Raw genomic sequence first — 26,861 nt, 5'->3', positions numbered from 1 at the left:
TAGGCCTACTCAATCGGATCAGTTCGCCACGGGTTGCTGCTCACCACTCCGCATCGTCATCCGCGGGCAGAAGGATGACCGAATCCTCATATAACCCAATTGACTCGACACCGTAGGAAACATCAGCCGGCTTGAAGAAGAGGATTGAACTCGTCCATGAAACGATGGATCGGCACCAGGGCAGCGCGAACAAGACAAACGTCGCGATCTGCAGTGCCACGTTGAGACCGAACGCGACTTGATAGGCCTGGACGGGCCTATGGCCATCATTCGCAGACCATTGCTCCAGGATAAGACCTGTCACGTATTGTGCCAGAAACGCCCAACCAAAGTGCAAGACGTTCAAGGCGCCGTTGGCGCGACCGGCCAGCTCCGGCGGAAAGTAATCCGCTATGACCGCGAAGCTGACCACGGTTGCTGTTCCGACAATTGCGACAACAGACCATGGCCAAATGGACGGCAGAGGCGCTCGCAGGATCAAGGCTAACTCCGCTGCGATGAACAGCACTGCTACCATGGCCAATATCGCCTCCGCCCCGATTCCTCTTCGTTTGGTGTAGTGGACCGCCATACCGAACAACCAGGCACCACCGCTCAATACGATCGACATTATGAACAGCTGTCGGACCAGACTGTCGCGATCAAACCCCTCTACGTCTATCAACCACGGCGACGCCCACAAACCCTGCAGGGACCAGGATGATCCAATGCAAGTCGCCGATAACGGGGCCATTCGCCAGAACCTTCGATCGCTGAAAACGGAGCTAAGAGTGACGCGCGCCGTTGATGGGACAATGCCTCGCTCAGGCACGACGGTATAGATGAGAATGGCCGTCGCACCGGTAGCGGCCGCCAGGACCTCAAAGAGTTGCCGCCAGCCCATCCAGGCGAGCAGGTATTCGAGGGGGACCGTGGCAGTCACCGCTCCTAACGATCCCAGCATGACCATGTAGCCGTTAAGCAAGGCGACACGCTCCCTGGGGAACCAAAGGACGATCGACTTCAGCCCTGCGGTCAACGCCGCGGCCACGCCAAGCCCGATCATTGCACGCGCGATCAAAAGCGAGAGGAAGTCAGTCGATATCGCGAAGAGGCCGGCGCCTGCTGCGGCAAGCAAGAGCAGAATGCTCTGGACGCGACGCGGACCAAAGCGATCCAACAATATACCGATGGGTATCTGAGCGACCGCGAAAACAAGAAAATACACTGCCGTAAGCAACCCGAGATCGGCAGCCCCAACCCCAGTATCCGAGCTGAGATGGCTAGCCATCAAGGCATTGATCGTTCGGAACAGATAAGAGAGATAGTACCCAGCTACAAAAGGGAGAAAAACGCGCGCGATTCGACGCCATGCTGTTGAGATTTGCATGCTGGCCCCCTTTGCTCTCAGCTCACTCGAGCCGATAGCGCGTCCAGCTTTTGTCGGTTCGGCTAAATCGCTGCAGTCGTAGGCTGGCGTAGAAAAAGAAGGGACCGGCGAAAGGGTCTTTCTACGGGTTCAATTAAGCATCTTCGGCCGGTTCCTGATGGCGGATATCTTCTGGAATCTCGCGCAGGAAGCTCTGTCCCTTTTGCAAACGGCGCCCGAGCGCCTCGACAAATCCTTCAAAGCGCTCCCGACCTTTTGCCTGCGCGACCGCCTGGACTTCATTGGGTAATGGCGGCGTGATCGTCAGCCAGAACCGTATGAAAAGGGCCAAGGTCTCAGCCGTCAGACCGACGTCACGCTCCAGCCTCTGCATCTGGCGCGATAGCCGGTCCAGGCGACGGGTGAATGCTGCCTCCCGTCTATCCGCTCCGTCCGGTGACAGGAACGATGCGACAGCCGCTTCCACGATGGCAGACCGTGAAAGCTTCTTGCGATCGGCGAGCTCCGAGATCTGTTTCAGAAGCTCTGGCGGAAAGTAAACGTTCATCCTGTCGCGCATGCCTCAGAGTTCCATACCGTCATTCGGGTCCATGGCAACCTGGCGGACGACGCCACGCATCTGCTGACGAAGCAGTCGAGATTGGCGGACCGCGTCCTCATCGTCGTCAAGAACGACGGCAAATTCTTCTGCCGGTGTCGATTCGATTGTTTCCCTGACGATAGCGACGTGATCGGGGAGTTCGGGCTCCCGACGAAGGCCGCTGTTCGCCGTGTCTTCCTCGGCCTCGGCGGCCCTGTTAGTTGGACCTCCCGTCGGCTTCAGCGTTCCGAGCGCTGACCATCCGTCCGTTCGCGGCGATCGGCCGGCGCTCGCCGGATCGGGCGGTGACAAAACCCGCTCGGTGAACCGGCGATCTTCGTAGTAGCGGACTTTCTTCGCCCGGATCGGTGCCGTCCCTGCCACCATGACGATCTCGTCCATCGGCGGAAGCTGCATGACCTCGCCTGGCGTCAGCAGCGGCCTCGCCGTCTCCTGCCGAGAGACCATCAGGTGCCCCAGCCAGGGATTTAACCTGTGCCCGGCGTAGTTCTTCATCGCCCTCATCTCAGTCGCTGTACCGAGTGCATCGGACACCCGCTTGGCTGTCCGCTCGTCGTTGGTCGCGAAACTGACGCGGATATGGCAGTTGTCCAGGATCGCGTTGTTAGGGCCGTAGGCCTTTTCGATTTGATTGAGCGACTGCGCGATCAGGAAACTCTTGATGCCGTACCCAGCCATGAAGGCGAGCGCGGACTCGAAGAAATCGAGCCGCCCAAGGGCTGGGAACTCGTCAAGCATCATCAGCACACGATGCCGGCGGTCGCGGGCGTGCAGATCTTCGGTCAGGCGCCGGCCGATCTGGTTCAGCACCAGGCGGATCAACGGCTTGGTCCGCGAGATATCGGAGGGCGGCACCACGAGGTAAAGCGTCGTCGGGCGGCGATCGGCGATCAGATCGGCAATCCGCCAGTCGCAGCGGCAGGTCACCCGGGCCACCACGGGATCGCGGTAGAGCCCGAGAAACGACATCGCGGTGGACAGGACGCCAGAGCGCTCATTCTCCGATTTGTTGAGGAGTTCGCGTGCAGTCGAGGCGACGACGGGATGGGCGCCCTGCTCGCCAAGGTGCGCGGTGGTCATCATTGCCTTCAGCGTCGCCTCGATCGGCCGCTTCGGATCGGACAGGAAGGCGGCGACACCGGCCAGGGTCTTGTCCACCTCGGCATAGAGGACATGGAGGATAGCGCCGACCAGGAGCGAATGACTGGTCTTCTCCCAATGATTCCGCTTGTCGAGAGAGCCTTCGGGGTCGACCAGGACGTCGGCGACGTTCTGCACATCGCGAACCTCCCATTCCCCGCGCCGGACCTCGAGAAGCGGATTGTAAGCCGAGGATTTCGGGTTGGTCGGGTCGAACAACAGGACACGGCCATGCCGCGCGCGGAAACCCGCGGTCAGTTGCCAGTTCTCCCCCTTGATATCGTGCACGATGGCCGAACCCGGCCAAGCCAGCAGCGAGGGAACGACGAGTCCGACGCCCTTGCCGGACCGGGTGGGAGCAAAACACAGCACGTGCTCCGGCCCCTCATGGCGGAGGTAGTCGCGATCGAGCTTGCCCAGTACCACACCATCCGGACCGAGAAGTCCGGCCGCTCGAACCTCTTCCGCATTAGCCCAGCGCGCCGACCCATAGGTCTCGACATTCTTGGCCTCGCGCGCCCGCCAGACCGACATGCCGATCGCCACAGCGATCGAAACAAAGGTCCCCGACGACGCGATGAAGGCTCCCTCGACAAAGACCTGAGGCGCGTAGGCATCGTAGACGAACCACCACCAGAAGAAGATCGGCGGATAATAGATCTTGAAGCCCAACAGTTCGAACCAGGGCCGGCCAAGCTCGGGCTGGTAGGCAAGTCGCCAGGCCGTCCACTCGGTTGCTCCCCAGATGGCCAGCAAGACGATCAGGCCGACAACGATCACCTGTCCCCAGAGGATTTTGGTTCCGGACATTCCGAGCGTCCTTCCGCAACTGAATTGGCGAGATTGCTAGAGGCCGAGGTCGCGCTTGCGACCAAAGCCCCATTCGATACCACCGCCGTCCTTCACGACACCGGTGACGTGTTGGCCGAGCCTCTTCTCGAGTTCGCGCGACCAGGGCACGAGCTGGAAGCCGAGCCCATTATCGATCATGGCGAAGCGTCCCGAGGCGAGCGTCAGCCGCTGGCGATACGTGCCCGCCACATGCTCCCCAGAGGCGGCGTTCACATGAGGCAAGCCGGTGTCGGCTGAGACTTTTGCGGCCACCTCGTCCAGCTCGCGTCGACGCAACGTGTCCAGGAGGTCGCGTTGCAGGATGATGCGTTGGCCCTGCCGCCGCGCCAGGCCCTGCTGGATCAGATGCTCGGTTCGGGCTTCCATGGCGTCGCGGGTCTCGCGGCCGAATCCGCCCATGGCAAGTGGCATCGGGTCGCGTTCGACCAGCCTGTGGTCGAGCCAAGTGGCCCCTTTAGCAGTGACCTGCTCGGCAAGATCGAGATCGGAGCGGGTCGCCAGCACCACGGTCGGCCGCGGATCGCCGGCTTGACCGAAGCGTCGGACTTCGACGATGCCGCCGGCCGGCGGAACATGTTCGAAAGCCTCGAGCCCTCGAAAGCGCACATGGTGCGCCCGTCCGTCTGTTCCGTCGATCAGGGCATAGGCCTCGCCAGTCAGCTCGTCATGCAGTCCACGGTCGACTAGGCGTCCGATAATCTGGGACGTCGGCTGTCCACCCTCGATGACGAAGTCGGCAACGCCGCGGGGTTCTCCACGCTCGGTAAAGGCGCGGTGCATGGTCTTGATGATGTCGCCCCGCATACCGAGGTCGCGCAAGCTACGCTCGGCCTCGAGCCCGACCATCCATTCCCCTGGTGCAGCGGATGCAGAAAGGCCCATCCTCTCAAGGTACTGAAGGCGGCCAACCATCAATCTCCGGATCTCGGGATCGAGCGTGCCCGGATTTTCGGGCCGGAGATCGATGTAGCCAGCCTCATCTGCCGCAAGCCGGATCTCCCGATCGAGCCGCGTCCATCGTTCCGCCCTGACTTCCCGCTCCAGCGAATTGCGGATTTCGCGCTCCGGCTTTGGACCCAGCTCGATGGCGACCAGTTCCTCGGCGCGTGAGCGCAGGCCCTGGCTGATGTAGTCGCGGGAGATCACGAGGTCCGCCGCGTCCTGATCTACTCCCCGAACGAGAAGGTGGACGTGAGGGTTGTCGGTGTTCCAATGATCGACAGCTACCCAATCGAGCCGCGTGCCGAGATCGGTCTCCATCTGCTTGGCAAGATCACGGGTGAAGGCCTTCAGATCGGTCATGTCGCCCGCATCCTCCGGTGATACGATGAACCTGAAATGATGGCGATCGTCCTGGCACCGTTGCGCGAAGGCCACGCCATCGGCACGGTCACTGCCGGCGTCGAACATCTCGGCTCGCTCCCCGCTTCGGGTCACGCCGTCGCGCTTCAGATATGAGAGGTGGGCGGTCAGTGGCGCTGAACGGAAGGCTCGCCCTTTGTGACGAACCACGCGCGCCTTCACCACGACGCGCCGCGTCGGGCTGAACAATCTGGCGCGGCTAAACGCGAGGCGCCCGCGGCCAAACGTGGAGCGCCCATAGGCCGCCGAACGCCTGCCAGCTACGGTCTGACCCGAGGTGTGTCCTGCTTTCTTCGCCGCCCTCAGCACCTGGTTGATGAAGCTCTTCGGCTTAGGCGCTCGGGTACTGCGGATGCGCCCAGGCCGAATACGCAGGTCGCTGTCGCCCACGCTCACGGCAGGGCCTCCAAACGATCAAAAGTGCACACGGTGCCGAAAACGCCTTTGATTGCATTCGTCAAAATGCAAAGCGCGGCACGCGCCCCGACCGACCGGCACGCCAGAACCCAAGCCATGCCAATGGCTTGCGGTTCGACCGGCGAGCCCCTTTTATCTCGCCTTCCTAATCGGGCGGGCAAAGTCAACTCATTCCTAGGTTTTTCCTCGAGTCCTCGCAAAATAAGCATCGCTGCTTCCCTCCATCTACGACGCACAAACGTCACCACACCGCGTTGCAGTGGCCTTCACCAGGCGGGGTCCATGCGTTCCTTCGCGTTCAGCACTTCGGCCGTCGCATGCTCTTCATCAGGTTCGTGAACAGGGCTGTCCAAGCAGTCCGGCGCTCTCGTCCCCGAAGGGCGGCAGCAGGCAAGAGATAGCGGACATTCCCCGTTTCGCGGCCCCGCCAGGGGACGCTCACCGCGCGCGCGGATCTCTAATTTCGTTCCCTCCTCAACATGCTGGGAGTAGTCCCAGCGCCTTCCTATGCTCGTCTATGTAGCTGCTACTGCGCCGGCTTTAGGCGCAGCCGTTGCGTGATCTTGGCACCGAATCCGACGTGGAAATCGGTCTCGCTGACCCACATCCGGTGGAGAATACCCGCGAGCTTTCGCGCGACCGCGGCTATCGCACACAGCATGCTCGACCGCTTGGCAATTCGCAGGCCCCACGCCCGCAATGCCGACCATTTTCTGACCCGTAGCAGCAGACTTGCGGCAGCTTCACACAGCGCCTCCCTCACGGAGATATCGCCTTGTTTGCTGATGCGCCCCTCAAAATCGATCGACGTCCCGGACTGGTGGCGCTTCGGCGTCAGGCCAAAATGGGCGCCCACCGTGCGGGATCGGGCAAAGCGATGAGGGTCATCAACGCCGACTTTGAATGACAAGGCAACGACCGGACCGACGCCTGGAACCGTCATCAGACGCCGGCAAACAGGATCATGCTGGACCACCTGCAGGAGCACACGATGCAGCCGATCGTAACCTTCGAGGAGGGCGCGACGCACGTCCAGCATGACCTGGATCGACATCACAAAAATCGGGTCGCTGTGCTCGATCAGCTCGCGGATGCGGGCCTCAAAGGCACCTCTCGCGACCGCTCCGACGAGCAATCCATAGGCCCGCAGTGCGCCCCGAACATGGTTCTCGAGGTCGATCAATTTGCGCTTGAGCAGCTTCCGGTTCGTCAGCAGCGTGCGCATTTTTTGCATGTCGATATTCTTGACATGCACGGCGCGGTACCAGCCCAACCGCATCATTTGCGCGATGCCGCGCGCATCGTTTCGGTCGGTTTTGTTGCGCATTGTCGATAGCGAAACGCGCATGTGGCGCGCCTCCACGACAATGATTGGAAGCCCGGCTGACTGCAGTTCGCGATACAGCCAGATACCCAGCGATGACGCCTCGACCCCGACCCTATCGAGGCGATCCGCGTAACCCTCCACAGCGGAGCGGATCGCCTCTGGCTCCGTGCTGACCTTAACTTCGCGGATCGTAAGACCCTCGCTATCGACGATGCAAACGCTGGTTTCTTCAAGGCCGACGTCCAATCCAACGTACAGTTTCATCGGAGCTCTCCTGTGTGGCAACGACCTTCCAAGTCGTTGCACCAGGCTCCGGATTCGGCCACGGCCGTCTTATTCCCGTGCACCGATCTCTCGAAGCCCGATTTGAAGAGCCGCCCTGCCGTCGTGGCGTCGTGGTCTCTCGCCGGTTCCCGAAATAGCCGCCGCAACTTGGCAGCCAACTCGCAAGGGCCCCACGGCTTCCGAGCGCTTGCGATAGCGATCGTTACCCGAAGGGCCGAGACACCCGAAGGGTGGCTCGGTGAGGAGCGAAGCGACGAGTAGAGCGCGGGCCGAAGGCATCGCCCATACGCCATCAGCTTGCGAACTAGCACTCCTGGTCATTGCGATACTCCCGAATCCGATCGAGGGACGAACACGCCAATAGGCCGGGGAACCATGCGCGAAACATCGGAAGCCGAGAATGCGGTCCTGACACCGCTCGACGGCATGAGCGCCAGCATCTGATCGCGCGTTTTCATGAGATCGGATCGCGTGACGAATAGCGTCGCAGCTGCTGATGACTGTCCGCTGGAAGTCCATTTCGGCGGCAGGTCGATGGCAAGCAGATTTGCAAGCTTTGCGACGTATGCTCGCGTCTCGTCAGGCAGAGAGCCGCCTGCGAGATGCTCTTCATAGCGAGATGGTCCCGCGTTGTACGCGGCAAACACGCCAGGCGAGCCATACCGATCGAGCAATTCGCGCAGATAGGCCGTGCCGGCCAGAATGTTGTCGTGCGGGTCGTAGGGGTCGTTCCCGAAATGGTAGCGCTCTCGAAGTTCCGCCCAGGTCGCCGGCATGATTTGCATCAGGCCCATTGCGCCTTTTGGCGATCTGGCGTGCACGTCACCAGCACTCTCGATGCTTTGGACTGATCGGATCCAGTTCGGCGCGATCGCAAAGCGTTGTGAGGCTTCATTGATGAAGCCGGCAAATGAGTGAGCACTCCGGCTGATCCCCGGCTGGGCGGTTGATCCGCTCTGGGCCAAAGCAACACTGCCACACGCGGTCAGAAGAAGCATCAGGGGAACCACAGCACAAGCGCGCGTGCCCAACTGACCCCAGCATGCGATCGGACTCGCGCCAGCCTTGCAGACATCGATCGAGGCGGAGGAATGGTCCCGCAATCGATCGAACAAGGGAATGACAGGGAGAACACATCGAATACGCACAATCACTCGTCCCACGTCCACACCGGCATCGCACGGCCGATCACCGCCGACGCCGGCAAGAATCCAAAATACCGGCCATCAAGAGAATCGTCAGACTGCCAATTCATCAGAAACAGCTCGCCGTCTCCGACGACGCGGCAGCCCTGCCATCTCGGCAGCGGCCTGCCGCGTCCGTCGCGATCCTTTGCCTCGCCGACTGCTATGTCGTCGACCGAAATCGTGAGGCCGGTTCTGCAAACACTCTGCCCCGGAAGGGTGAGCACGCGTTTCAGCATCGGGACGCCAATGGGCAAATAGCCGTTAAAGTCGAGGAATGTCGCGAGCGGCTCCGGCGGCTGCACGGCGACCAATTCAGTGACTTGAAATTGGTCCGCCGGTCGCACGCGGTAGAGACCGATCGGCACGCTTGCGGATACGTTCCAGATGTAAAGCGGAAGCGGCTCCAGGACGATCGTCGCGATGAGCGCAGCAGCGACCCCAGTCGTCACAGCCAGCATCATTAGGCGGCCCGTCATCGCATCACCTTTTGGCGATGAAGCCAGGCCTGATGGCGCGCTTTTGTATATGGGCGCGGGTTTTCGTTGACGGAAAGACGGTTATGAACGTGATGCCAATGATCAGGCGCGACATCAGCTGGATCGATGCCGAGTGCCTCAACGGCATCGATCATTTGCAGCACTCGCTCGACCTTCGGCCAGCCAGACAGGCGCAGCAAAATCTCCCCGCCGGGTGTCACATAAGGGACGGTCGAGCAGCGCTGTCGCGGAGCGATTGCGCGCAAAATGTCGATCCGCGAAATGGCCGTGCCGAAGTCGTTCGAGGTCCAACGGACGAAGGCAAAGATGCTACCCGGCGCGAATGACAGGACACGCCGATGGCGATCAAGCTTCCGTTCCTCGACGATGCGACCGAACCGAACGCGGTTTTCGATGCGCTTCTCGAGCCACAACACTTCCACTTCCGTGAGATCACTCATGCCACGGCTCCCCGACGCTGGAGTTGGCGGTCGTGAGCTTGGGCTTGGTCGAGAGTGTGTATGGCCTGCAAAGGCAGGCTGGCCTGTCGGGCTGCCGTTGCGGGGCGCCGCCAATGCGGCTTTCGGCCTGTTCCGTTAGAAGAAATCCGAAGGATTTCCTGTTAGTAAAGTTAGAGGAGCGGGAAAGCGCGGAGAAACAAGCTCTTAAGCTCGATTCCGGTCCTCGATAGCACGAGGTTCGGGTCCCCGATAGCACGAGGGTTGCGGTCCCCGATAGCACGAGCTGATTCACAGGTTGTCCTCCGAATTTGGAATGAGACCGCGGCGGCGCAAGCGGGCCGTTAAGGGATCGACAGGCGTAGGCGTGAAGTTCAGCCGCTCGGTGCCATCTGGATCGCGCGTGAGCACGAGCTGATAGCCGGGCAAGGTCTGGCGCTGGACGATCTGACGAACGTCGTAAGCAAAATGCTTGAGTGGCGAGAGGATGCCGGACTTGGCATGGAGGTGCAGAAGATCAAAACTCCAGCCGACATCCTGGCGTCCACCATGCTTGCGCACGAGGCGATAAAGCCAGCGCTCGAGCCCGCCCGTCAGATCGAAATAAGCGCGATCGATCGTCAGCACGAGCGCTTCATCGATGACGCCGGCGTAGAACCAATCAGGCAGGATCAGCTCGAGCCCAAATGGACGGCCATTTGCATCGGCCGTTTCCTTCCACTCGTTGATCCAGGAGAAGCGATGCCGTCGACGTTCCATCGGCTGGCGGATCGACGTCAGCACGGTCGTTGACTGAAGTCTATCGAGACCAGCCTTCAGCCGGTCATAGTCGCGCGCGCTGGTGCCGCGGCCGACGAACGTCAAAATCTCGTATGGCGTTGCTGCCATCAGGCGCGACGTCTTCAAGCCGGCGTCACGGGCTTCGACGATCTGGGACGCAGCCCAGATCAGAACGTCTGCATCCCAGATGGTCGCCATGCCGTGCTCAGGCACGGCTTCGACACGAATTGCGACCGCTCCGGCACGGAAATCGATCGGCACAGTGCGTTTGGTCTTTGCCAACGAAAAGAACGGATATGCCATCAGATCCTGCGCATCGCGGGGCGCGAGATCACCGGGCAGCGCCCGAAAGAGCTCAAGCTGGTCGCGCTCGGAATGGTGCTTGCGCCGCATGGTCACTGCTCTTACGCGGCAATCAGCGGCGTTCTTGACCCGCATACGGGCGCAGCGCGGGATGCTTCTTGGCCGGCAGCACGGTCCCCTTTCCGGGGTCGGACGTCGATGTCTTGACGCCGCGGTCGGCCCACGCTTTCAGGTCATCGACGGCGTAGACAACACGTCCGCCGATCTTCCGATACGTCGGTCCAGTACCGTACGTGCGATGTTTCTCGAGCGTGCGACCGGACAGGCCAAGATAGCGCGCGGCCTCAGGTGTACGCAGGAATCGCGGGGGAAGACCGGCCATCGGATCGGGCATTTAAGAACTCCAGGAGGACAGCGCACTACGACTGGCTAGACCGGCGTGTGTGCGGTCATCATGGAGGAGCAGGATCTCGGAGAGGGATGCCGAATATGGAAGGGGCGATTTTCGGCACCCCTGAGGGACTGCGCTACTGGTCTTTGCGCCCGGGACGCAGGAGTTTCCGGTAACCACCACGCATCAACGCGAGGCCGCCTTGCACCAAGCGGATTGTTCGATTGCGCAGATCATGCGTCTTCCAGGCGCGATCGGGGATGCGCTTTTTGCCGAACAGCGTCTCGGCGATCGTGCGATAGCTACCGCCGGCGCTGTGAGCATCAAGCGCACGGATCGCTGCGCTCAAGCGTTCGCGTCGATGTTTCGATAGTTGATGAAATGCAGGCCCCGGCGCGCGTCCATTCATCGCGCGCCACAGCCGCCGGGCTGCATAGGCACGCGCGCCGAAATCGCCGTCGAACGGCAAGTCGGCTGCATATGACGCGCCGAGCACCGGCGGGCCCTTGGACCAGACACGGTGGTCCGCCGAACCGATGCGCAGCACGGCGTGCCAGCCGTCGGCGGCGCGGCGCACCTGACCTCCTGCAAGGTCAAGCAGCGGTTGAGACGCTGAACTGCGATCGGCAGCCCCGGCAACCTTGACCGGAACGACCGCCGCTAGAACCTCAGGCGCCCAAAAGATCGTCTGCTCGTCGAAGGACCTCTGTGGGTCATGGGCGAAAGCAGATACCCCTTTCCTCCTGAATTCCTCGGTCACTTCACCATCTGGGCTGCTTGCGATCATCGCTTCGTACTCGCGTCGATAGTCCGCGTTACGACGGAGACATTCCCAGGCGATGTCGGTGATTTCGCAGTCTTGTAGGCTCTTGTAGGAATCCGGCGACCGCCAGTCGAATTCAGGCATTGCTTCCGCCCCATTGCACGCTGCTAACGACGATTGCGCCGCAATAGGTATGAACGAGGCGGTTGTAGGAAGCCCCTAGTTTGGCACCACGTGGTGCACCGGAATGACCACCGGTCAGCAAAAGAAAATAGTTCTGCCTGCAAGCCGCCAGCCGGTGATTTTCTTCTATTTCGACCCGGCACCGCGCAAGAGTCGTCCTTGCTCCGTCACCCATTTGGCGCGCGCAAGATGACTCTGATATGCGCGCTGCGCACGATCCAGCTCTCGCTCTGGGTCCATATGCAAGACCACTCGAGCAACTTCGCGCCAGTCCGCCCCCTCGCCCTGCGCCTGCAGGAGGCGCATGTACGTAACGACATGCTGTTCGTCATAGGCAGTCAGCAGCGGCTCGTTCGGCGCACTGTCAGCTACGTCTGGATCTAGGGATGGCTTCTGCATCATACCCGCTTTTAGAACGCCTATAGGCTACGCCATGGTTTGGTCGCAATCCAGACCTCCGCCCCCCGTTCGAATCCTGAATATTCGTTTGGTAGATCGGTGGCCGAGTTCGGTCGCGCACGTAACGCCGCCACCCTCGATAGCATGTTCGGACACGAATAGGAACGATCGTTCCGGCTCAGTTCCCATATCGCCATGGATCTCAAAGAGATCATGGCTGTGAATCTGCGTCGGAAACGCCACGATCTACAAATGACGCAGGAGGAGCTGGCCGAGCGCGCGGGTTTAAGCGCCCGTTACGTCGGCGCCATCGAGCGCGGCGATGTATCAGCAAGCGTCACCGTGCTCGGACAAATTGCTGAAGCATTGGGGGTCGAACCGGGGGACCTGCTCAAAAAGGCTCCGCGGCTTAGCAAATCGTAAGCCCCTTCAGGCCGACCGCGAAGCGCCCCGCCCGGCGGACCGGACGGGGCTTGGTGGGGCGCTCTTACTCGCCGGTCTTGCGCGGCCGCGACCAGAGCAGGGTGTAGCCTTCACCGCCTTCGTCGTCGAACAGGTTCGCGTAGATCGGCGCGTTGAACGAGGGGTCGTCGAGCTTGAGTGAGAGGTAATCGCGGCCCTCCTCGGAACGCTTCGACCAGGCTGCGCCGATCTCCGCCCGGCCCACATAGATGCGGTGGCTGGGAGCGTTTTCGTTGGACCGGTTGGTCTCGGCGACGATGCGGACGCCCTTGGCCTTCAGGCTCAGGGTCACGATCTCGCCCTGGAATTCGTTGCCGACCTTCTTGAAAGAACCGATGTTAGCCATGTCACTTCTCCTGTTGTGTTTCGAGCCCGCGACCATCGCGGCCTCGATGGCGATCTAGGGCCGAGGACGATCGGCGACGCACCCGCTCGGGCCGGAGCGCAGCGAAGGACGTCGTTGTGGCGACTTTCTTGTCTCGCGAGGAATGGGCGAAGCCCAGGGGAAGAAAGTCGCATCAACGGCGTTGCGGCTCAGACGATCGAGGCGAAGCCGGTCTTCGGCCAGATCAAGCCATCAACGAGGCCACGTGCGTCCGCGTGCTGAACCACAATCTCTGGAGAAGCGTGGCTATCTCGGTTTTGATGAACAAGAGGTCGGAACCATTCAGGGCAGAAAGAGAAACAATTTCCTGCAAAGGGCGGCATCGTCTCCCAAGAATCGATCGAGGTAGGATCGCTCTGCCGCGGCTGCGTGGGCCAGACCGAATGTCGGCAGCTTGATCGAGGAGTTCCGAGCAGGACGGCCTCTCCGCGCTCAGGTTTCGATCATCCCCCGTTCATCGCGCCGATCTACGCGCACCTGTTCGACGATGAAGCCGGAAAAGGGTCGTCCGCTCGGGCCATGTGGCCGTAAGAACTGGTTAGGACGGGTTCTCCACCACCCCATCCGGCTCGAACGGGCCGGTCTTCGCCAAAACAATCAAGCGCGTCCATGACGTAACGCCAATGCAAACCGCGCCCAGGCAAGCGAAGACTTCACGCCAGGCCAGCGAAGGCACCCCGATATGGGACACGGCGAACACCACATGATAGCCGGCGACGGCGGCGGGAACAGCGAATGCTGTCGCGATTGCGATGCGCAAGGCCAAGGACCGAGTAACAGCAAAGGCGATCTGGCCGAGGACAAGCGTCAGCGCACCGCCGGTCGTTCCAAGAAGCAGCGCGCCGATGAGGCCGGCACCGCTCTGAAACGCGGTCATCCCGATACTCAGTGCGACGAAAAACGGCAGGGCATACACTGCGAGCGCGAAAATCGCCCAGCAGAATAGGCCGATGCCGAGTGTATTGAGAACAAGCCCAATAGCGAGCATGGTGGTGGCTCCATGTGCATAGATGTACGAGTTGCGCCTTCCACCACCACCACGGCGCAACTCTGGATATGAGACCGAAACGAGGCGGAGTTGCGGCGTGAGCAATTTCGCCTCGAAGGCTTCAGTTGAGAAGGCGGCGCTCACGCGCCGCCGAACATCCAGACCGGGATGCCAAGCCGCTTCGCCTTATCGGCCAAGTTGTCCTGGATTCCTGTGCCCGGGAAGTGCATGACGCCGATCGGCAGGAGTTCAAGCATGGCGTCATTGCGCTTGAACGGCGCTGCCTTGGCATGTTTCGTCCAGTCGGGCTTGAAGGCGATCTGAGGCACCTTACGGGTAGTCGCCCATTTGGAGGCGATCAATTCGGCCCCCTTCGGGGAGCCGCCGTGGAGCAGGACCATGTCGGGATGCTTGGCGTGAACCTTGTCGAGGCGATCCCAGATCAGATGATGGTCTTTGAAGTCGAGCCCTCCGGTGAGTGCGATCTTCGGTCCTGGCGGCAACATGACCTCGGTCTCGGCGCGGCGCTTGGCCGCGATGAAGTCGCGGGAGTCGATCATCGCTGCGGTCAGCGTACGGTGGTTGACCAGCGATCCCGATCGAGGGCGCCAGAATGAACCGGTGTGTGTCTCAAAGCGCTCGATGGCCTGGTCGCGGAAGAGCTCCAGGCAGTCGCGACGCTCGATCAATGTGATGCCTTCCGCCGTCACGCGCTCGAGTTCGACCGATCGAACTTCGGAGCCGTCCTGCTCGCGCTGACTCTTGCGTTGCGCCTGTTCGTTGTCGTCGAGTTGGCGACCGATGCGGTCGACGGCACGATGGAACAGGTTGACGGTCGACCAGAGCAGATCGTCGAGGTCCGGCTCGAGCCGCGTGTCGCTCAACGTGGCGACCAGGGCATCGAAGATGTCAGCGACGGCACCGGTAATGATCCTGCCCTCGGGAAGCGGCCGTGGATCAGGCTGGTCGTCGAAGGGGCGGTAACCGAAGAGCTGCAATTCGGTAAGAACGTGTTCGGTCGCAGATGCGGCGTGCGGCGGTTCGATGTCATCGTGATCGGTCATTAAGGCGATCCTTTGCCGGATCGGCCGCGACCATCGCGGCCTTCGTGGCGATCACTCAGACGGCAGGCGGAACGGGCCAGAACCCGGAGCAGAGCGGAGGGCCGAAGCGCAGCGGAGGATGGCGGAGGCCGGCTATTTTGCTTCGCGATGCAAAGCGCGCCGGGCAGATAAATAATGTGTCTTCCCATCGCCGACGCGCGGCGGAAAATAGCCGGTCGCAGCCATTGCCGGCCCGAACCGCTTGCCGTCCGATCGCCCTCTAGAAGGCCCGTGGTCGCGTCCTCTTCCGGCAGTGGCCTCGCTATGACCGACCTGCTGACGCCGAGCGACACGTCGCGGCTATTCCGCGGCTACTGCCGGAGAATGCAGGAATCGGACGACGTCCTCTGGTACGAGTTGAAGCCGCAACGCTGCCCGGAGGGCCTCGAGGCCGAAGATGTGCAGATCTTCGTTGAAGTCGCCCACCCGAGGCGACAGCGCAATCGCTTCAATGCCGACCTCTTCCGCGCGCTGCGTAAGAATAGCCTGTACGGCATCTCCGGCAGCATCGTCATCGCGGGCGATATAGAGCCGACGCAGGCCAGACGGCAGCAACATGGCTGCGAGATGATTGGCCGAAAGCGCGGCGGCCATGGGCAGGGCTGGCAGTGCGTAACGCAGTGACAGCATGGTCTCGATTCCCTCGCCGGCAGCGAGCACATCATCGACCACGCCGAAGCGAACGGCGTTGCCGAGAAGGTCACCCATGGCGCGTCGCGGCGTGTCGATCGGAGCCTTGCCGAGCCGCACGCGATCAAAACCGTCTGGATCGAGCCAAGTGCGGTGTACGCCTGTGATCCGTCCATCGAGGTCGGTGACACAGGCTATCATCGCCGGCCAGGTTTCGATCGACGAATGCTCGTCTGGTCGATAGTAGCAACGAGGATGGAAGCGCAAGCTGCCACCATGGTTGATGCAAGTAATTCTGCGGCGCTGCAAGTACGCCTCAGCTAGTGTCGCTTCAATCGGGCTGGATATCGCAAAGAGCCGACGAGCGGCTTCCTGCGATCCGGCCGGCACGACTGGACGAATGGTTTTCGGAGCGAATTGCGGCTCTGAACGAGGCAGCTTTAGAAACCGCCTCGCCTCCTCGGCGACCTCGCGAAAGTCTCGCAAGGCCAGACTTTCGCGGATGATGTCGAGGAGATCACCATGTTCGCCCGTTGCGGCGTCGGTCCATTTCCCAGCGGGTCCCTTCAGCGATTCGTGCAGCCGCACGAACAACGAGCGGCCCGGCGTGTTGTGAACGTCGCCGACCAGCCAGTACCGCCCCGCCCGCCTGCCATTGGAGAGATAGTGTCGACACACCGCCTCAGCCTCGCGCGAGAGGCGGCGTGCCAGTTCGGAAGCATCGCGGGACATCAGGCGGCCTCCCGCTCGCCGATGCGCGCCACCGGATAGGTGTCGAGCACTCTCGACAGGATCTCGACACCGCTCGTGTCCGTGGGCACGAACATACGGAGCTTCCAGGAGATGATCTCCCCAAAGAGACCGTAAGCCCGCAGGCGATCGCGCATCGTGTCGTTGAAGCCCGACAGCTCGATGCGGTAAGCCCCCATCACCCGAACGCGGCGAAGCTGGAGTTCTTCCGCGAGTTCGAGGACGGTCCGTCCCTCCATCAGCGCGGCAAAGGCAGCGCCTGGTGTCAGCGCAGGCGCGTCCGTCGCAAGGACGCTTGCGACCCACGCGGCCGAAACCTTGCGTCCAATGATGCGTTCGCCCGCATCGGTCTGAAGGCGATAGACCCGGGTCGATTCGTTCGGCAGCCGCTTCCAGATTGGTAGCAGCAAGCCCGCCACAACGTTGATCGTAGATTCCGTGAACTCAGACACCTCAGCAAGCTCCGCCAGCCAGGCCGCAGCGAAGCGTTCACGATCCGCTTCGAGCCAGTAGCTCTCCGCCATCATGTCCAAGGGGACCGTGTGCTGATCCATCGGCCGGATCAGGCGGACGCGCCGCTCGATCTCGCCGTCGTCGAGCATGACGCTCGCCGTCGGGACCTGCACGGCGGCTCGTCCCGAGCGCTCATTGATTAGCAGGACAGCCTGACGATCGGAAACATGAGCAAGAGCATCATCCAGACCCACAGGATGGTTGCGCTGGCGCTGCGTGATCGTGAGCAGCCGGGTCTCGGCGCCGGTGCCCGGATAGGCGTAGATCGTCCGCCGGTCAGTGACGACAAAGCTTTCGGCACGGAGCGTTTCCAGCCCGACGTCGTAGGTACCCGACGCGACCGCGCCCTCGATCCGAGCGGTCAAGAGCTGCTCAAAGGCGGTGAACAGCACATTCTGGAGGTCGATGGTGAGCGCCAACAACCTGTTCAGGAACGTCGTGATCGGCGGCAGCTCGTCCCTGAGCCCATTCGCATCCATGAGCTTCAGACCGGTCGCATCCTCGAACCTCCAAAGCGAGCAGCCGTCGACCTTCCCTCGCGCGAGCAAGATGTAGAGTTGGCGCAATGCATCGCGCCCATGCTGGCTTTCGAGGTTATCCTCGGGCCGGAATAGGCCCTGCCCGCCCGTCTGGCGCTGGCCGCGCGTAATGGCACCCAACGTGTCTAGCCGGCGGGCAATGGTGCTGAGAAAGCGCTTTTCGGCCTTCACATCGGTCGCGATGGGACGAAACAACGGTGGCTGCGCTTGATTGGTCCGGTTTGTGCGGCCGAGGCCCTGGATCGCGGCATCGGCCTTCCAGCCGGGCTCGAGCAGGTAATGGACTCGCAGGCGGTAATTCCGGGCCGACAGTTCGGCATGGTAGCTCCTCCCTGTGCCGCCGGCGTCGGAGAACACGAGGATGCGCTTGACGTCGTCCATGAAAGCCGATGTCTCAGCGAGGTTTGCCGAACCGGCTCGATTTTCGACCACCAGCCGGTCGCCCTTGCGAACGATGCGGCGCGAGCGGCCCGTCACCTCGGCAACCAGTTCGGTGCCGAAGCGCTGGATGACTTGATCCAGTGCCCCAGGTACCGGCGGTAGTGATGCAAGCTTCTCGATGAGGCGCTCGCGTCGTGCGACGGCTTCCCGACTCTCGACCGGCTGGCCGTCGCGGTAGACAGGCCGGGAACAGAGGTTACCTTCAGAGTCGGTAAAGGGCTCATAGAGCTGGACCGGAAAGGAGTGGGCGAGATAGTCGAGGACATACTCGCGCGGCGTGATGTCGACCTGGACGTCGCCCCACTCTTCAGTCGGGATCTGGGCGAGCCGGCGCTCCATCAGCGCTTCGCCTGTCGACACGATCTGGATGACCGCGGCGTGTCCAGCCTCAAGATCGTGCTCGATCGATTGGACCAGCGATGGAGTCTTCATCGAAGTCAGGAGGTGGCCGAAGAAGCGCTGCTTCGCGCTTTCGAAAGCGGAGCGTGCCGCAGACTTGGCCTGCCCGTTCAACGTTCCAGTTGCACCGGTGATGTTGGCGGCCCGCATCGCCGCATCGAGATTGTTATGGATGACGCTGAACGCACCGGCATAGGCATCGTAGATGCGAACCTGCTCCGGCGTAAGCTGGTGCTCAACGAGGTCGTACGCGACACCCTCGTAGGACAATGAGCGAGCCGCATAGAGACCGAGCGCCTTGAGGTCCCGCGCAAGCACCTCCATCGCCGCGACGCCGCCCTCCTCGATGGCTTCGACGAACTCGGCACGCGTGGCAAACGAGAAGTCGGCGCCGCCCCAAAGGCCAAGGCGCTGGGCATAAGCGAGGTTGTGGACCGTGGTTGCGCCCGTCGCCGATACGTAGACCACACGAGCATTTGGAAAGGCGTGCTGGAGCCTCAGGCCGGCGCGCCCCTGCTGAGATGCAGCCTGGTCGGCGCGCTCGCCCTTGCCCCCGACCGCATTCTGCATGGCGTGGCTCTCGTCGAAGACGATCACTCCGTCGAAGTCCGAACCCAACCATTCGACGATCTGCCTGACACGCGAAAGCTTCTCACCGCGCTCGTCGGTCCGTAGCGTGGCGTAGGTGGTAAAAAGGACGCCTTCCGCGAGCCGGATCGGCGTGCCTTGGCGGAAGCGCGAGAGTGGCGTAACAAGCAGCCGCTCCATGCCGAGCGCGGACCAATCGCGCTGCGCATCCTCGATCAGCTTGTCGGACTTGCTGATCCAGACCGCACGGCGGCGGCCCTTGAACCAGTTGTCGAGCAAAATCCCGGCGACCTGCCGCCCCTTGCCCGCCCCGGTGCCATCGCCCAAAAACCAGCCGCGGCGAAAGCGGACGGCATTTTCGGTGTCGTCGCGCGCGGCGGCCACAAGGTCAAAGGTCGTGTCGACCGTCCAAGCGCCTGCCAGGAATTCGGAATGCGCCTCGCCGGCATAGATGATGCTCTCCAGCTGAGCATCCGACAGAACTCCGTCGTCCATGACATTGGCGGGCAGGTGCGGACGATAGGATGGCTTCGGTGGCGCAACGGACGCCATCGCGGCAGACTGCACGAGCTTGGTCGGATGTGCGCATGATCCGGGAATGCAGATCGACTGTAGTCCGTATTCCTCATAAAGCGCATCGGTCAGCCGGGCGCCTTCCGGCGGGGACCATTCGACCGTCTCGTAGATCAGTTCTGCGCCTACTGGCGCGGTGTCTCTCGAAGTGGACGATGGGCGTGGTGCGACGGCGCCGACCAATTGCGACATCGCTGGCCGCCCGATAGCAGCGATCTCCGATGGCGTGGTGACGGTCAGCCTTGGAGGCACATGCAGATTCACCCAGCCAAGCAAGGTAGCGACATCGGCCGCCATGCCTGGCGAGGCAGGAAAAGCCGTCGGATCGGCAGCGGGCAGCTTGTCGATCACAAGCAGCCTAGTATCCGTCTGAGTGCCGTGCTTGGCGTAAACGGTCCCGTCAATGGCGGCAGAAAACACCACGCGCCCGCGTTCCTGGAGGCGAACAAAGGCATCTCGCCATGTCGGGTTATCCGGCGCGAAGCTTGCACCAGCGATGGCGACGAGGCGCCCACCGTCGCAGAGACGCGCCAGCGCCGAAGCGATGTGGCGGAGAGCCGCATCCGCCATCCGTCGATCGACATTCGCTACCGCGGAGAACGGCGGGTTCATCAGGACGACGCTAGGTGTGACACTCGCATCGAGGTGATCATCGATTTGCGCGGCATCGAACCGCGTGACCTTAACGCCCGCGAATAGCTGATCGAGCAGCTCCGCGCGGGCCTCGGCCAACTCGTTCAACACCAAGGCGCCGCCGGCGAGCTCTGCAAAGACTGCGAGCAGGCCTGTGCCCGCGGACGGCTCCAGAACGCGGTCGGCAGGCGTAATAGAGGCAGCGGTGCATGCCGCCAGTCCAAGCGAAATCGGCGTCGAGAATCGCTGAAACGCCTGACTGTCTTCGGAACGCCGCGTATGGGTCGGCAGACAGCTCGCGATTCTCGCGAGCATTGGCAGCATGGCAGCCGTCGAGCCAGCCTTGGCGCGCATGGCCGGACCGAACTTGCGAAGAAATAGAACTGTTGCCGCCTCGCAGACGTCATAGGCGGTCTTCCAGTTCCAGGCGCCGTCCGCGTCCGAGGCGCCGAATGCCGCCTCCATGGCGCTACGCAGGACGGCGGCATCGATGCGACGGCCGCGTTCGAGATCAGTCAAGAGGTGTCGGGCCGCCCTGACGGCGGCGGAGGTGAGAGTAGCAGCGGCACGCATTGAGAGCGGCGCGGCGGCAGCGCCGCCCGCGAGAGATTCGGTCATGACTGGATTTCTCGAGAGAGCAGGAGCGGGGCGAACCATCAGGCGCTCTCCTTTGACCCGACGGCTCAAACCCCTCCCGGCCCTGCTCTCCCTCTCAGCCCTCGCCCATAAAAATGGGGACCGGCGCTGCACACCGGTCCCCAGGCAACTGCGGGATGGCCGGAGCCATCCCGCTTTGTGTCACTCAGCCGCGTCGAGCTGTTGCGGGTCATCATCGCCGGCGTTCTCCAGATCCTCATCGTCGGCGAGGAATTCCGGCAGCGGACCTGCTTCGCCCTCCTGCCCCACCGGCGCTGCATCGGGATCAACGAGACGTAGCGGCTCCGGCAACCAGCCTGAGCCGTCCAGAAGGCGCTCGGCCTCCTTGGCCATGGCAGCCTTCTTCAGATGGTCGATCAGTTGCGCCGACGGCTCGCCCTTGGCTTCCCGCACGGCCTCCAGAATGCGCGGCTTGGTGACCCGCCCGAGATAGTTGTCGACGGTCGGCCGCCAGCCAGCCTGCACCATGTTAAGCCCGACCGCGCGCGCCAGCACATCCGCTTGGTCGAGACGCGTGCGGACACCGTGAGCGGAGACACGGCCCTGATTGTAGCGGTTGGCCGGCTCATAGACGGCATTGACCGCAAATGATGCACAATGGGCGAACAGCGACGCCTGTGAACCACCATCGAGAGCCGTCAGCGCATCCCAGAGATCGTTCTCGCTCTTCGGCAACCGTGCCTTCCAGGCCTCATGCCGCGCCTCGACGGCCTTGGCGGAGACGCTTTCTCTCAGCCCCGGAGCTTGAGTTGGAAAGTTCGGCGTGCGAAGGCCGATCTCGAGACAGCTTCCGGATGACGCGAACCGGTAAAAAGCCGTCAGCACGAAATTATGCAGCACCGCCTGGAACGCGATCGCAGGATTTTCTGCCAGTGCATCCCGCAGTGCCAGCGTGCGATGCGCCGTCAGCTCGGTGACCAGCCGATCGGGCAGAGGCCTGGCCGCATCCTCATCATCTTCTTCAGCATCGGGAGCACTACCCGCGACCGCGATCACCGTCCGCTGGACGGAAGCGTCCTCTTCTTGACCTTCGGTCGACAACGCACCGGCGTCCTGCCCGACCTCACAATCAGTTGCCGGCACCTCGTCCTCTGGACGGACGTAACCCCGGTCCACGGAGAGCCGCCCCTCGGAATCGATGCTGATGAAGACACCAGCTCGGGCGATCTCGGTCGGATCGTAGAGCATCGGCCGGTTTTCGAATGCCGCCAGTGCCGCCTCGATTTCGCCGAGACGCTGGTCGATTTCGTCGGGCAGCTCGTCTGCATCCTGATAATCGGTTTCCAGCTTGGCTTGCTCGGCGTTCAGGGCATCGATGGTGGCCTGCTCCTCAGGCGAGAGATCGACAGGCTTGCCTTCGATTTCTCGCAGGCCTTCAGTGTGACCGTAAGAGAACTCTACGGCGACCGAGATCCACTTCCAGCCTTCGGTCGCGATCGTCTCAGCTTCGGCTTTGAGCTTTTCGGTTACGAGGCGGTCGAGCAACACGACGTCCTGAAGCCAGCCGCCGTCGTCGTGCTCGAACAGATCCCGCAGAACTCCGCCGCCCGCGTGCTGATAGGCATCGAGGCCCACAAACTGCGCCCGGCGATCGGACCCGCGCACGGTGTTCTCAGTGAGCAGCCTGCGGATTTGGTATGGCTCGTCGTAACCGGAACGGCTGACGTTCTCCCAGACTTGCTCCTGGCGGGCGTGATCGGCCGTGACTGAGAACGCCATGAGCTGCTCGAGCGTCATGCCGTCTTCGGCATAGACCTCATGCAGCTTCGGCGACACCGACGCCAGCCGCAGCCGCTGCTTCACGATCGCAGGGTTCACGAAGTGCCGGGCGGCAATGTCTTCCTCGCTCATGCCGAGATCGCGGAGAGTCTGGAAGGCCCGAAACTGATCGAGCGGGTGCAGACCGACCCGCTCATCGTTCTCGGCCACCGAATCGTCCGCGGCGACGCCCCCTTCACGCACAACGCACGGCACCGCCTGTGTCTTTGACATCCGCTTTTGTTTCACGAGGAGCTCGAGCGCGCGATAGCGCCTGCCGCCCGCCGGCACCTCGAACATGCCGGTCTCGTGGCCATCTGCATCAACGACGGCCCGGACACTCAGACTTTGCAGAAGCGTACGCTGCGCGATGCTCTCGGCTAGCTGCTCGATCGAGACACCGGCCTTGACGCGGCGAACGTTCGACTGGCTGAGCACGAGCTTGTTAAACGGAATGTCCCGGGAAGGCGACAGCGTGATCCTTTGTACGGCTTTCGTCATTTCGGCTCTCCACGACGGGCGGCCGTGAGACTCTCTCTCGGCTTCCAACCCGTCGCGAACAGCCTTCCCTCCTCTCACTCTCGCGCGAGGCCGAGCATCACGCCGGCTCGCGATTGGCGACAGCCGAATCCAGCGACGCGGGCTCAACGGACCTGGGAATGAAGTCGAGCAAATAGTCCGCGGCCTTGCTCGCCTGCGAGGCGGCCCGCACGATGGCCCGATTGTCTTCGCGCAGGACTTCAAGCCAGGAGCCGATATAGTCGGCATGGCGCACGGTCGGGACGATCCCGAGCGACGCGCAGCTGAACGCGGAACTCAACTCGGCGACCAGTTCTTCGAAGGCATACTTCTTCGTACCGTAGGATCCGCTCTGGTCGCGGTTGAGGCGCGAGGGATGCCCAGTCGCGTGACCGAGTTCATGCAAGGCCGTGCGGTGCCAGTTGATGGGTTCGAAATAGGCCTGCGGCGGCGGGACCTGCACATAGTCTTCGGCTGTTGCATAGAATGCGCGATCTCCACCGATCCGAAATGGAATTCCGCTGGCCTTGATCAGGGCGTCGACCGTGGGTTCGATGAGGCCAGCCGGCGGTGGCGGCGCAGCGGTGGCAATGCCGTCGGGCAGATCTTCGCACTGATCGGAGTTGAAAACGGTAAATCGTTTGAGGAATGGAATCGCCTGCGCGTCTTCGCCAGTTTCAGCGGCGCGTCGTTTTTCGTCATTCGGCACGAAACGATCTGCATAGACAACAGTGGTGCCGCGCTCTCCCTTGCGAACGTGTCCGCCAAGCGAGAGCGCCTGACGGAAGGTGAGCCAACTTTGACCGGAAAATCCGCGCTCAATCACGGCGCCCCAGAGTATGAGGATGTTAACGCCGCTGTATTGCCGGTTAGTCGACGCATTTTTCGGCATGGCCAGCGGCGCTTTCGCCGCGGACGTACCCCAGGGCTGAACCCAGGGGACGCGTCCGGCCTCAAGCTCGGCGATGATCTTGTCGGTGATTTCGTTATAGAGGTTCGCGCGGTCCTGGCCGGCGCGCGCGCGAGCAGTAGTGTTTGACATCGCGGGTCTCCGCGACGGGCGCCGCGAGCCTCTCTCGCAACTTCTAACCCGTCACGGAAAAACCAGCCTGCACTCTTACTCTCAGCCCTTGCGCCATCTACCGAGGGCCTCATTCGCGATCAGGCGTGCGCCCAAGGGCGCATCGCCGCAACGGAAAATGGCACCCGGAGAGAGTGAGCATAGCGACCCGAAGGGGCACGCGGGTCCGAGTGCAGCGACGAGACCGGTTCAATAGCGGCACCCGGGAACGGGGCAGTGATAGCGATCGCCGCAGGCGAGCCCCTTTCCCGAGTGCCCCCGGCGAGGAGCACCAAAGCTCTAGCGCGAGGGATCGAAGCCGCAAGGCGTGCGCCGTTGTGGCGTGAAGAAGAAGGGAGTGTTCGAAAGAATGGAGCCTACTGGTTGGGCTCTTACTTACCCGGCTTACCGGTGTCGGCAACGACTGAGACCTCGAAAGAGGAACGGGACCAGAGCATGCCGGGAAACGTCTCGAAATCGGGCGCCGCAGCTCGGTGGAGAGCACAAAGTAAGGTGTGCATGGTGAAAGCTGTATTGCCTGAATCCCAGTTTCCAGTCGCCAAAGGGCTGGCAGTAGCGAACGCGGCTGACACGCTACGCCACGCGGGGTGGATCGCACCGGCCAGTGCGAACTGCCACCAGTCCGCGTGGGACGACCACCATCCGTGGGTCAAGGAGACGAATGGGACACCTAAACACACCGCAACTCCCCGCACACGTAACTACGGGATCGCCTGCAACAGGGTCTTTCGAGGACCTGTATGGCGACGGAGCCGTCATAGTACCCAAATGCCCGGCGTAACGGCCGGGACAGCCGCCGCGAGGCGGACGATCATGCGTATAAGGCCGGGCGACCGGACCGAAAGCGCCTCCGATCGGGGGAAGGACGATGCCGCGAATAGCGGCATGTGCAGTATGCGTAGAAGAGATTCTTCGACGGAGAGGTTCTGCTGATGCAGGCCGTTACCATCCAGAGAAGAATTGAATCACTGCCGACTTTGTCGCGGTCGGGTAAGCGCGTAAATGGCCTTCACCGCCTGATGAGATCTCCGCGTCTCTTCGAGTGGGCCTACGAAAAGGTCTCCCGCAACAAGGGAGCCCTGACGCCCGGTGTAGATGGCAAGACCTTCGACGGCATGTCGCTGGAGAAGCTCGCCGACATCGCCAGGCGCGTGGCAGATGGCAGTTATCGCTTCCGGCCGGTCCGGCGGGTTTATATCCCGAAGGACAACGGCAAGGCACGACCGCTGGGTATCCCCACGGTGGAAGACCGGCTCGTTCAGGAGGCGGTCAGGATTCTACTCGAAGCGATCTATGAACCTGTGTTCCTCAATGAATCACATGGGTTCCGCCCGGGGCGATCCTGTCATACCGCACTCAAGCTCATCAAGAAGAGTTGGACGGGCTGCAAGTGGCTGGTCGAAGTGGATGTGCGTGGGTTCTTCGACAACATCGACCATGACATCCTGCTTGGGCTTCTAAGGAAGCGGATCGATGACGATAAGTTCATTGGTCTGATCGAAGGAATGCTCAAAGCAGGCTACATGGAAGGTTGGGTCTACGGACGCACTTACAGTGGCACGCCACAGGGCGGCGTTGTCTCGCCCTTGCTCGCCAACATCTATCTGCACGAGTTGGACCAGCACATGCAGATGATGAAGGCGGACTTCGACAAAGGCCGTGAGCGACGTCCATTCCCGCGCTACGTGGCGCTGGAACGGCGCGTCCTCAGTCTCCGCCGGAAGATTGAACGGCTCCGTGCCGAAGGCGCGGATCGGGCGAAGATCGATGCTGCATTTGCGGAGATCAAAGCCATCAATAAGGAGAGACGGAAAGTGCCTTCCGTCGATCCGATGGACCCCAACTTCAAAAGGCTCCGCTACTGCCGCTATGCCGACGACTTCCTCATCGGCGTGATCGGGAGCAAGCGGGAAGCGTGTGAGATCATGGCCTGCGTCGAACGATTCCTGACGGAGACCTTGAAGCTCACCGTGTCGCCCGAGAAAAGTGGGATTCACGCCGCTTCAAAGGGATTGACCTTCCTGAGCTATCGCATCTCGACATACACATCCTACGGGGCTGGACGAAAATCCAGCCGCAAGGGACCGGTCGGACGGACATGGCGCGTGATGCGTCGGCCGACCACCGGCAATGTCAGCCTGCGGGTACCGCGCAAGGAAGTCACCAAGTTCTGCAAGCAACACGGCTATGGCGATCTCGCCAAGAAGACCGGCAGTCCGCGCGAGCAGTTCCTGGTAACCAGCGACGTTGCAACCGTCCTCGCCTATAACTCAGAGTTCCGTGGGTTTGCGAACTACCATTCGTTTGCCGACGACATCAAGAGCGCCTTGGGATTGCTGGAGCTTGTCGTGTTCCGCAGTCTTGTGAAGACGCTGGCGATGCGACATCGGACGACGAGAGCAAGAACCATGGCGCGTCTGTGGAAAGGCACGGACTACGAGGTTAGCTCCGTAGTCCGTGGTAAGCTTCGCGCATCAAGCTGTGGAGACTGAAGCATCTCACCCGAGCCTATTGGACAAGTCCGACTATCGACAACGTCACGGCAGGTG

At 62.0% G+C, this 26,861-nt stretch carries 21 protein-coding genes; 2 read left to right on the top strand and 19 right to left on the bottom strand.

The window, feature by feature from the left end:
• Positions 1–40 precede the first annotated feature (40 nt).
• From XH96_RS08345 to XH96_RS39055, 12 genes are all read right to left on the bottom strand, one after another.
• Positions 41–1,369, bottom strand: coding sequence for an MFS transporter (locus XH96_RS08345; RefSeq protein ID WP_092220452.1), 1,329 nt, complete (start codon positions 1,367–1,369; stop codon positions 41–43).
• Positions 1,370–1,502: 133 nt separating this feature from the next.
• Positions 1,503–1,928 carry a CopG family transcriptional regulator gene (locus tag XH96_RS08340; RefSeq protein ID WP_092220450.1) on the bottom strand — a complete coding sequence of 142 codons (426 nt, stop codon included), beginning with the start codon at positions 1,926–1,928 and terminating at the stop codon, positions 1,503–1,505.
• A 3-nt stretch (positions 1,929–1,931) separates the two neighbouring features.
• Positions 1,932–3,920, bottom strand: coding sequence for a conjugal transfer protein TraG (locus tag XH96_RS08335; protein ID WP_092220448.1), 1,989 nt, complete (start codon positions 3,918–3,920; stop codon positions 1,932–1,934).
• Positions 3,921–3,956: 36 nt separating this feature from the next.
• Positions 3,957–5,720 carry a DUF3363 domain-containing protein gene (locus XH96_RS08330; RefSeq protein ID WP_194392092.1) on the bottom strand — a complete coding sequence of 588 codons (1,764 nt, stop codon included), beginning with the start codon at positions 5,718–5,720 and terminating at the stop codon, positions 3,957–3,959.
• Between the two features lie 547 nt (positions 5,721–6,267).
• Positions 6,268–7,332, bottom strand: a complete 1,065-nt coding sequence (locus XH96_RS08325) for an IS110 family transposase (protein WP_092221147.1) — start codon at positions 7,330–7,332, stop codon at positions 6,268–6,270.
• Positions 7,333–7,670: 338 nt separating this feature from the next.
• Positions 7,671–8,501 carry a lytic transglycosylase domain-containing protein gene (locus tag XH96_RS08320; RefSeq protein WP_092220557.1) on the bottom strand — a complete coding sequence of 277 codons (831 nt, stop codon included), beginning with the start codon at positions 8,499–8,501 and terminating at the stop codon, positions 7,671–7,673.
• Positions 8,502–8,503: 2 nt separating this feature from the next.
• Positions 8,504–9,016: a S26 family signal peptidase gene (locus tag XH96_RS08315; protein ID WP_194392091.1), complete on the bottom strand. Its 513-nt coding sequence runs from the start codon at positions 9,014–9,016 to the stop codon at positions 8,504–8,506.
• A complete protein-coding gene (locus tag XH96_RS08310; RefSeq protein WP_194392089.1) occupies positions 9,013–9,477 on the bottom strand; it encodes a DUF2840 domain-containing protein in 465 nt (154 codons plus the stop codon). Before XH96_RS08310 ends, XH96_RS08315 begins: the two co-directional genes overlap by 4 nt.
• A gap of 288 nt (positions 9,478–9,765) precedes the next feature.
• A complete protein-coding gene (locus tag XH96_RS08305; RefSeq protein WP_092220545.1) occupies positions 9,766–10,647 on the bottom strand; it encodes a replication initiator protein A in 882 nt (293 codons plus the stop codon).
• Positions 10,648–10,669: 22 nt separating this feature from the next.
• A complete protein-coding gene (locus tag XH96_RS08300) occupies positions 10,670–10,951 on the bottom strand; it encodes an AlpA family transcriptional regulator (protein ID WP_092220543.1) in 282 nt (93 codons plus the stop codon).
• A 133-nt stretch (positions 10,952–11,084) separates the two neighbouring features.
• Positions 11,085–11,855: a DNA -binding domain-containing protein gene (locus tag XH96_RS08295; protein ID WP_371740013.1), complete on the bottom strand. Its 771-nt coding sequence runs from the start codon at positions 11,853–11,855 to the stop codon at positions 11,085–11,087.
• Positions 11,856–12,020: 165 nt separating this feature from the next.
• Positions 12,021–12,293, bottom strand: coding sequence for a DUF2285 domain-containing protein (locus XH96_RS39055; RefSeq protein WP_246790155.1), 273 nt, complete (start codon positions 12,291–12,293; stop codon positions 12,021–12,023).
• Between the two features lie 195 nt (positions 12,294–12,488).
• Between XH96_RS39055 and XH96_RS08280 the strand changes: the two genes are divergently transcribed.
• On the top strand, positions 12,489–12,716 hold the full coding sequence (locus tag XH96_RS08280; protein WP_092220538.1) for a helix-turn-helix domain-containing protein: 228 nt from the start codon (positions 12,489–12,491) through the stop codon (positions 12,714–12,716).
• A gap of 64 nt (positions 12,717–12,780) precedes the next feature.
• Here XH96_RS08280 and XH96_RS08275 read toward each other — a convergent pair whose 3' ends face one another.
• The 7 genes from XH96_RS08275 to XH96_RS08245 all read right to left on the bottom strand — a co-directional run bounded on the left by XH96_RS08275 (position 12,781) and on the right by XH96_RS08245 (position 24,273).
• On the bottom strand, positions 12,781–13,101 hold the full coding sequence (locus tag XH96_RS08275; protein ID WP_092220534.1) for a DUF736 domain-containing protein: 321 nt from the start codon (positions 13,099–13,101) through the stop codon (positions 12,781–12,783).
• Positions 13,102–13,678: 577 nt separating this feature from the next.
• The gene (locus tag XH96_RS08270) at positions 13,679–14,272 is read right to left on the bottom strand and encodes a hypothetical protein (RefSeq protein ID WP_347337505.1); all 594 of its coding nucleotides are present in this window, start codon (positions 14,270–14,272) and stop codon (positions 13,679–13,681) included.
• On the bottom strand, positions 14,269–15,192 hold the full coding sequence (locus XH96_RS08265; RefSeq protein ID WP_194392084.1) for a DUF2493 domain-containing protein: 924 nt from the start codon (positions 15,190–15,192) through the stop codon (positions 14,269–14,271). The genes XH96_RS08270 and XH96_RS08265 overlap by 4 nt, the downstream gene beginning before the upstream one ends.
• A 339-nt stretch (positions 15,193–15,531) precedes the next feature.
• A complete protein-coding gene (locus XH96_RS08260; RefSeq protein ID WP_092220527.1) occupies positions 15,532–16,593 on the bottom strand; it encodes a toprim domain-containing protein in 1,062 nt (353 codons plus the stop codon).
• The gene (locus XH96_RS08255) at positions 16,593–20,915 is read right to left on the bottom strand and encodes a bifunctional class I SAM-dependent methyltransferase/DEAD/DEAH box helicase (protein WP_194392082.1); all 4,323 of its coding nucleotides are present in this window, start codon (positions 20,913–20,915) and stop codon (positions 16,593–16,595) included. Before XH96_RS08255 ends, XH96_RS08260 begins: the two co-directional genes overlap by 1 nt.
• A gap of 180 nt (positions 20,916–21,095) precedes the next feature.
• Positions 21,096–23,213, bottom strand: coding sequence for a ParB/RepB/Spo0J family partition protein (locus XH96_RS08250; protein ID WP_194392080.1), 2,118 nt, complete (start codon positions 23,211–23,213; stop codon positions 21,096–21,098).
• A 97-nt stretch (positions 23,214–23,310) separates the two neighbouring features.
• Positions 23,311–24,273, bottom strand: a complete 963-nt coding sequence (locus tag XH96_RS08245; protein ID WP_194392078.1) for an ArdC family protein — start codon at positions 24,271–24,273, stop codon at positions 23,311–23,313.
• Between the two features lie 971 nt (positions 24,274–25,244).
• Here XH96_RS08245 and XH96_RS08240 point away from each other — a divergent pair.
• Positions 25,245–26,804, top strand: coding sequence for a reverse transcriptase domain-containing protein (locus XH96_RS08240; RefSeq protein WP_194392077.1), 1,560 nt, complete (start codon positions 25,245–25,247; stop codon positions 26,802–26,804).
• The last annotated feature ends 57 nt before the right edge of the window (positions 26,805–26,861 follow it).

Source organism: Bradyrhizobium sp. CCBAU 51765, from assembly GCF_015291725.1.
Taxonomy (GTDB): Bacteria; Pseudomonadota; Alphaproteobacteria; order Rhizobiales; family Xanthobacteraceae; genus Bradyrhizobium; species Bradyrhizobium liaoningense.
Note: the sequence above shows the minus strand (reverse complement) of the source record. Positions and strands in the feature narration are given on the sequence as shown.

Coding starts and splice junctions, on each gene's coding strand:
- XH96_RS08345 (WP_092220452.1), bottom strand. CDS start 1,369: ATGCAAATCTCAACAGCATGGCGTCGAATCGCGCGCGTTTTTCTCCCT.
- XH96_RS08340 (WP_092220450.1), bottom strand. CDS start 1,928: ATGCGCGACAGGATGAACGTTTACTTTCCGCCAGAGCTTCTGAAACAG.
- XH96_RS08335 (WP_092220448.1), bottom strand. CDS start 3,920: ATGTCCGGAACCAAAATCCTCTGGGGACAGGTGATCGTTGTCGGCCTG.
- XH96_RS08325 (WP_092221147.1), bottom strand. CDS start 7,332: ATGAAACTGTACGTTGGATTGGACGTCGGCCTTGAAGAAACCAGCGTT.
- XH96_RS08315 (WP_194392091.1), bottom strand. CDS start 9,016: ATGACGGGCCGCCTAATGATGCTGGCTGTGACGACTGGGGTCGCTGCT.
- XH96_RS08310 (WP_194392089.1), bottom strand. CDS start 9,477: ATGAGTGATCTCACGGAAGTGGAAGTGTTGTGGCTCGAGAAGCGCATC.
- XH96_RS08305 (WP_092220545.1), bottom strand. CDS start 10,647: ATGCGGCGCAAGCACCATTCCGAGCGCGACCAGCTTGAGCTCTTTCGG.
- XH96_RS08300 (WP_092220543.1), bottom strand. CDS start 10,951: ATGCCCGATCCGATGGCCGGTCTTCCCCCGCGATTCCTGCGTACACCT.
- XH96_RS08295 (WP_371740013.1), bottom strand. CDS start 11,855: ATGCCTGAATTCGACTGGCGGTCGCCGGATTCCTACAAGAGCCTACAA.
- XH96_RS39055 (WP_246790155.1), bottom strand. CDS start 12,293: ATGCAGAAGCCATCCCTAGATCCAGACGTAGCTGACAGTGCGCCGAAC.
- XH96_RS08280 (WP_092220538.1), top strand. CDS start 12,489: ATGGATCTCAAAGAGATCATGGCTGTGAATCTGCGTCGGAAACGCCAC.
- XH96_RS08275 (WP_092220534.1), bottom strand. CDS start 13,101: ATGGCTAACATCGGTTCTTTCAAGAAGGTCGGCAACGAATTCCAGGGC.
- XH96_RS08265 (WP_194392084.1), bottom strand. CDS start 15,192: ATGACCGATCACGATGACATCGAACCGCCGCACGCCGCATCTGCGACC.
- XH96_RS08260 (WP_092220527.1), bottom strand. CDS start 16,593: ATGTCCCGCGATGCTTCCGAACTGGCACGCCGCCTCTCGCGCGAGGCT.
- XH96_RS08255 (WP_194392082.1), bottom strand. CDS start 20,915: ATGACCGAATCTCTCGCGGGCGGCGCTGCCGCCGCGCCGCTCTCAATG.
- XH96_RS08250 (WP_194392080.1), bottom strand. CDS start 23,213: ATGACGAAAGCCGTACAAAGGATCACGCTGTCGCCTTCCCGGGACATT.
- XH96_RS08245 (WP_194392078.1), bottom strand. CDS start 24,273: ATGTCAAACACTACTGCTCGCGCGCGCGCCGGCCAGGACCGCGCGAAC.
- XH96_RS08240 (WP_194392077.1), top strand. CDS start 25,245: ATGCAGGCCGTTACCATCCAGAGAAGAATTGAATCACTGCCGACTTTG.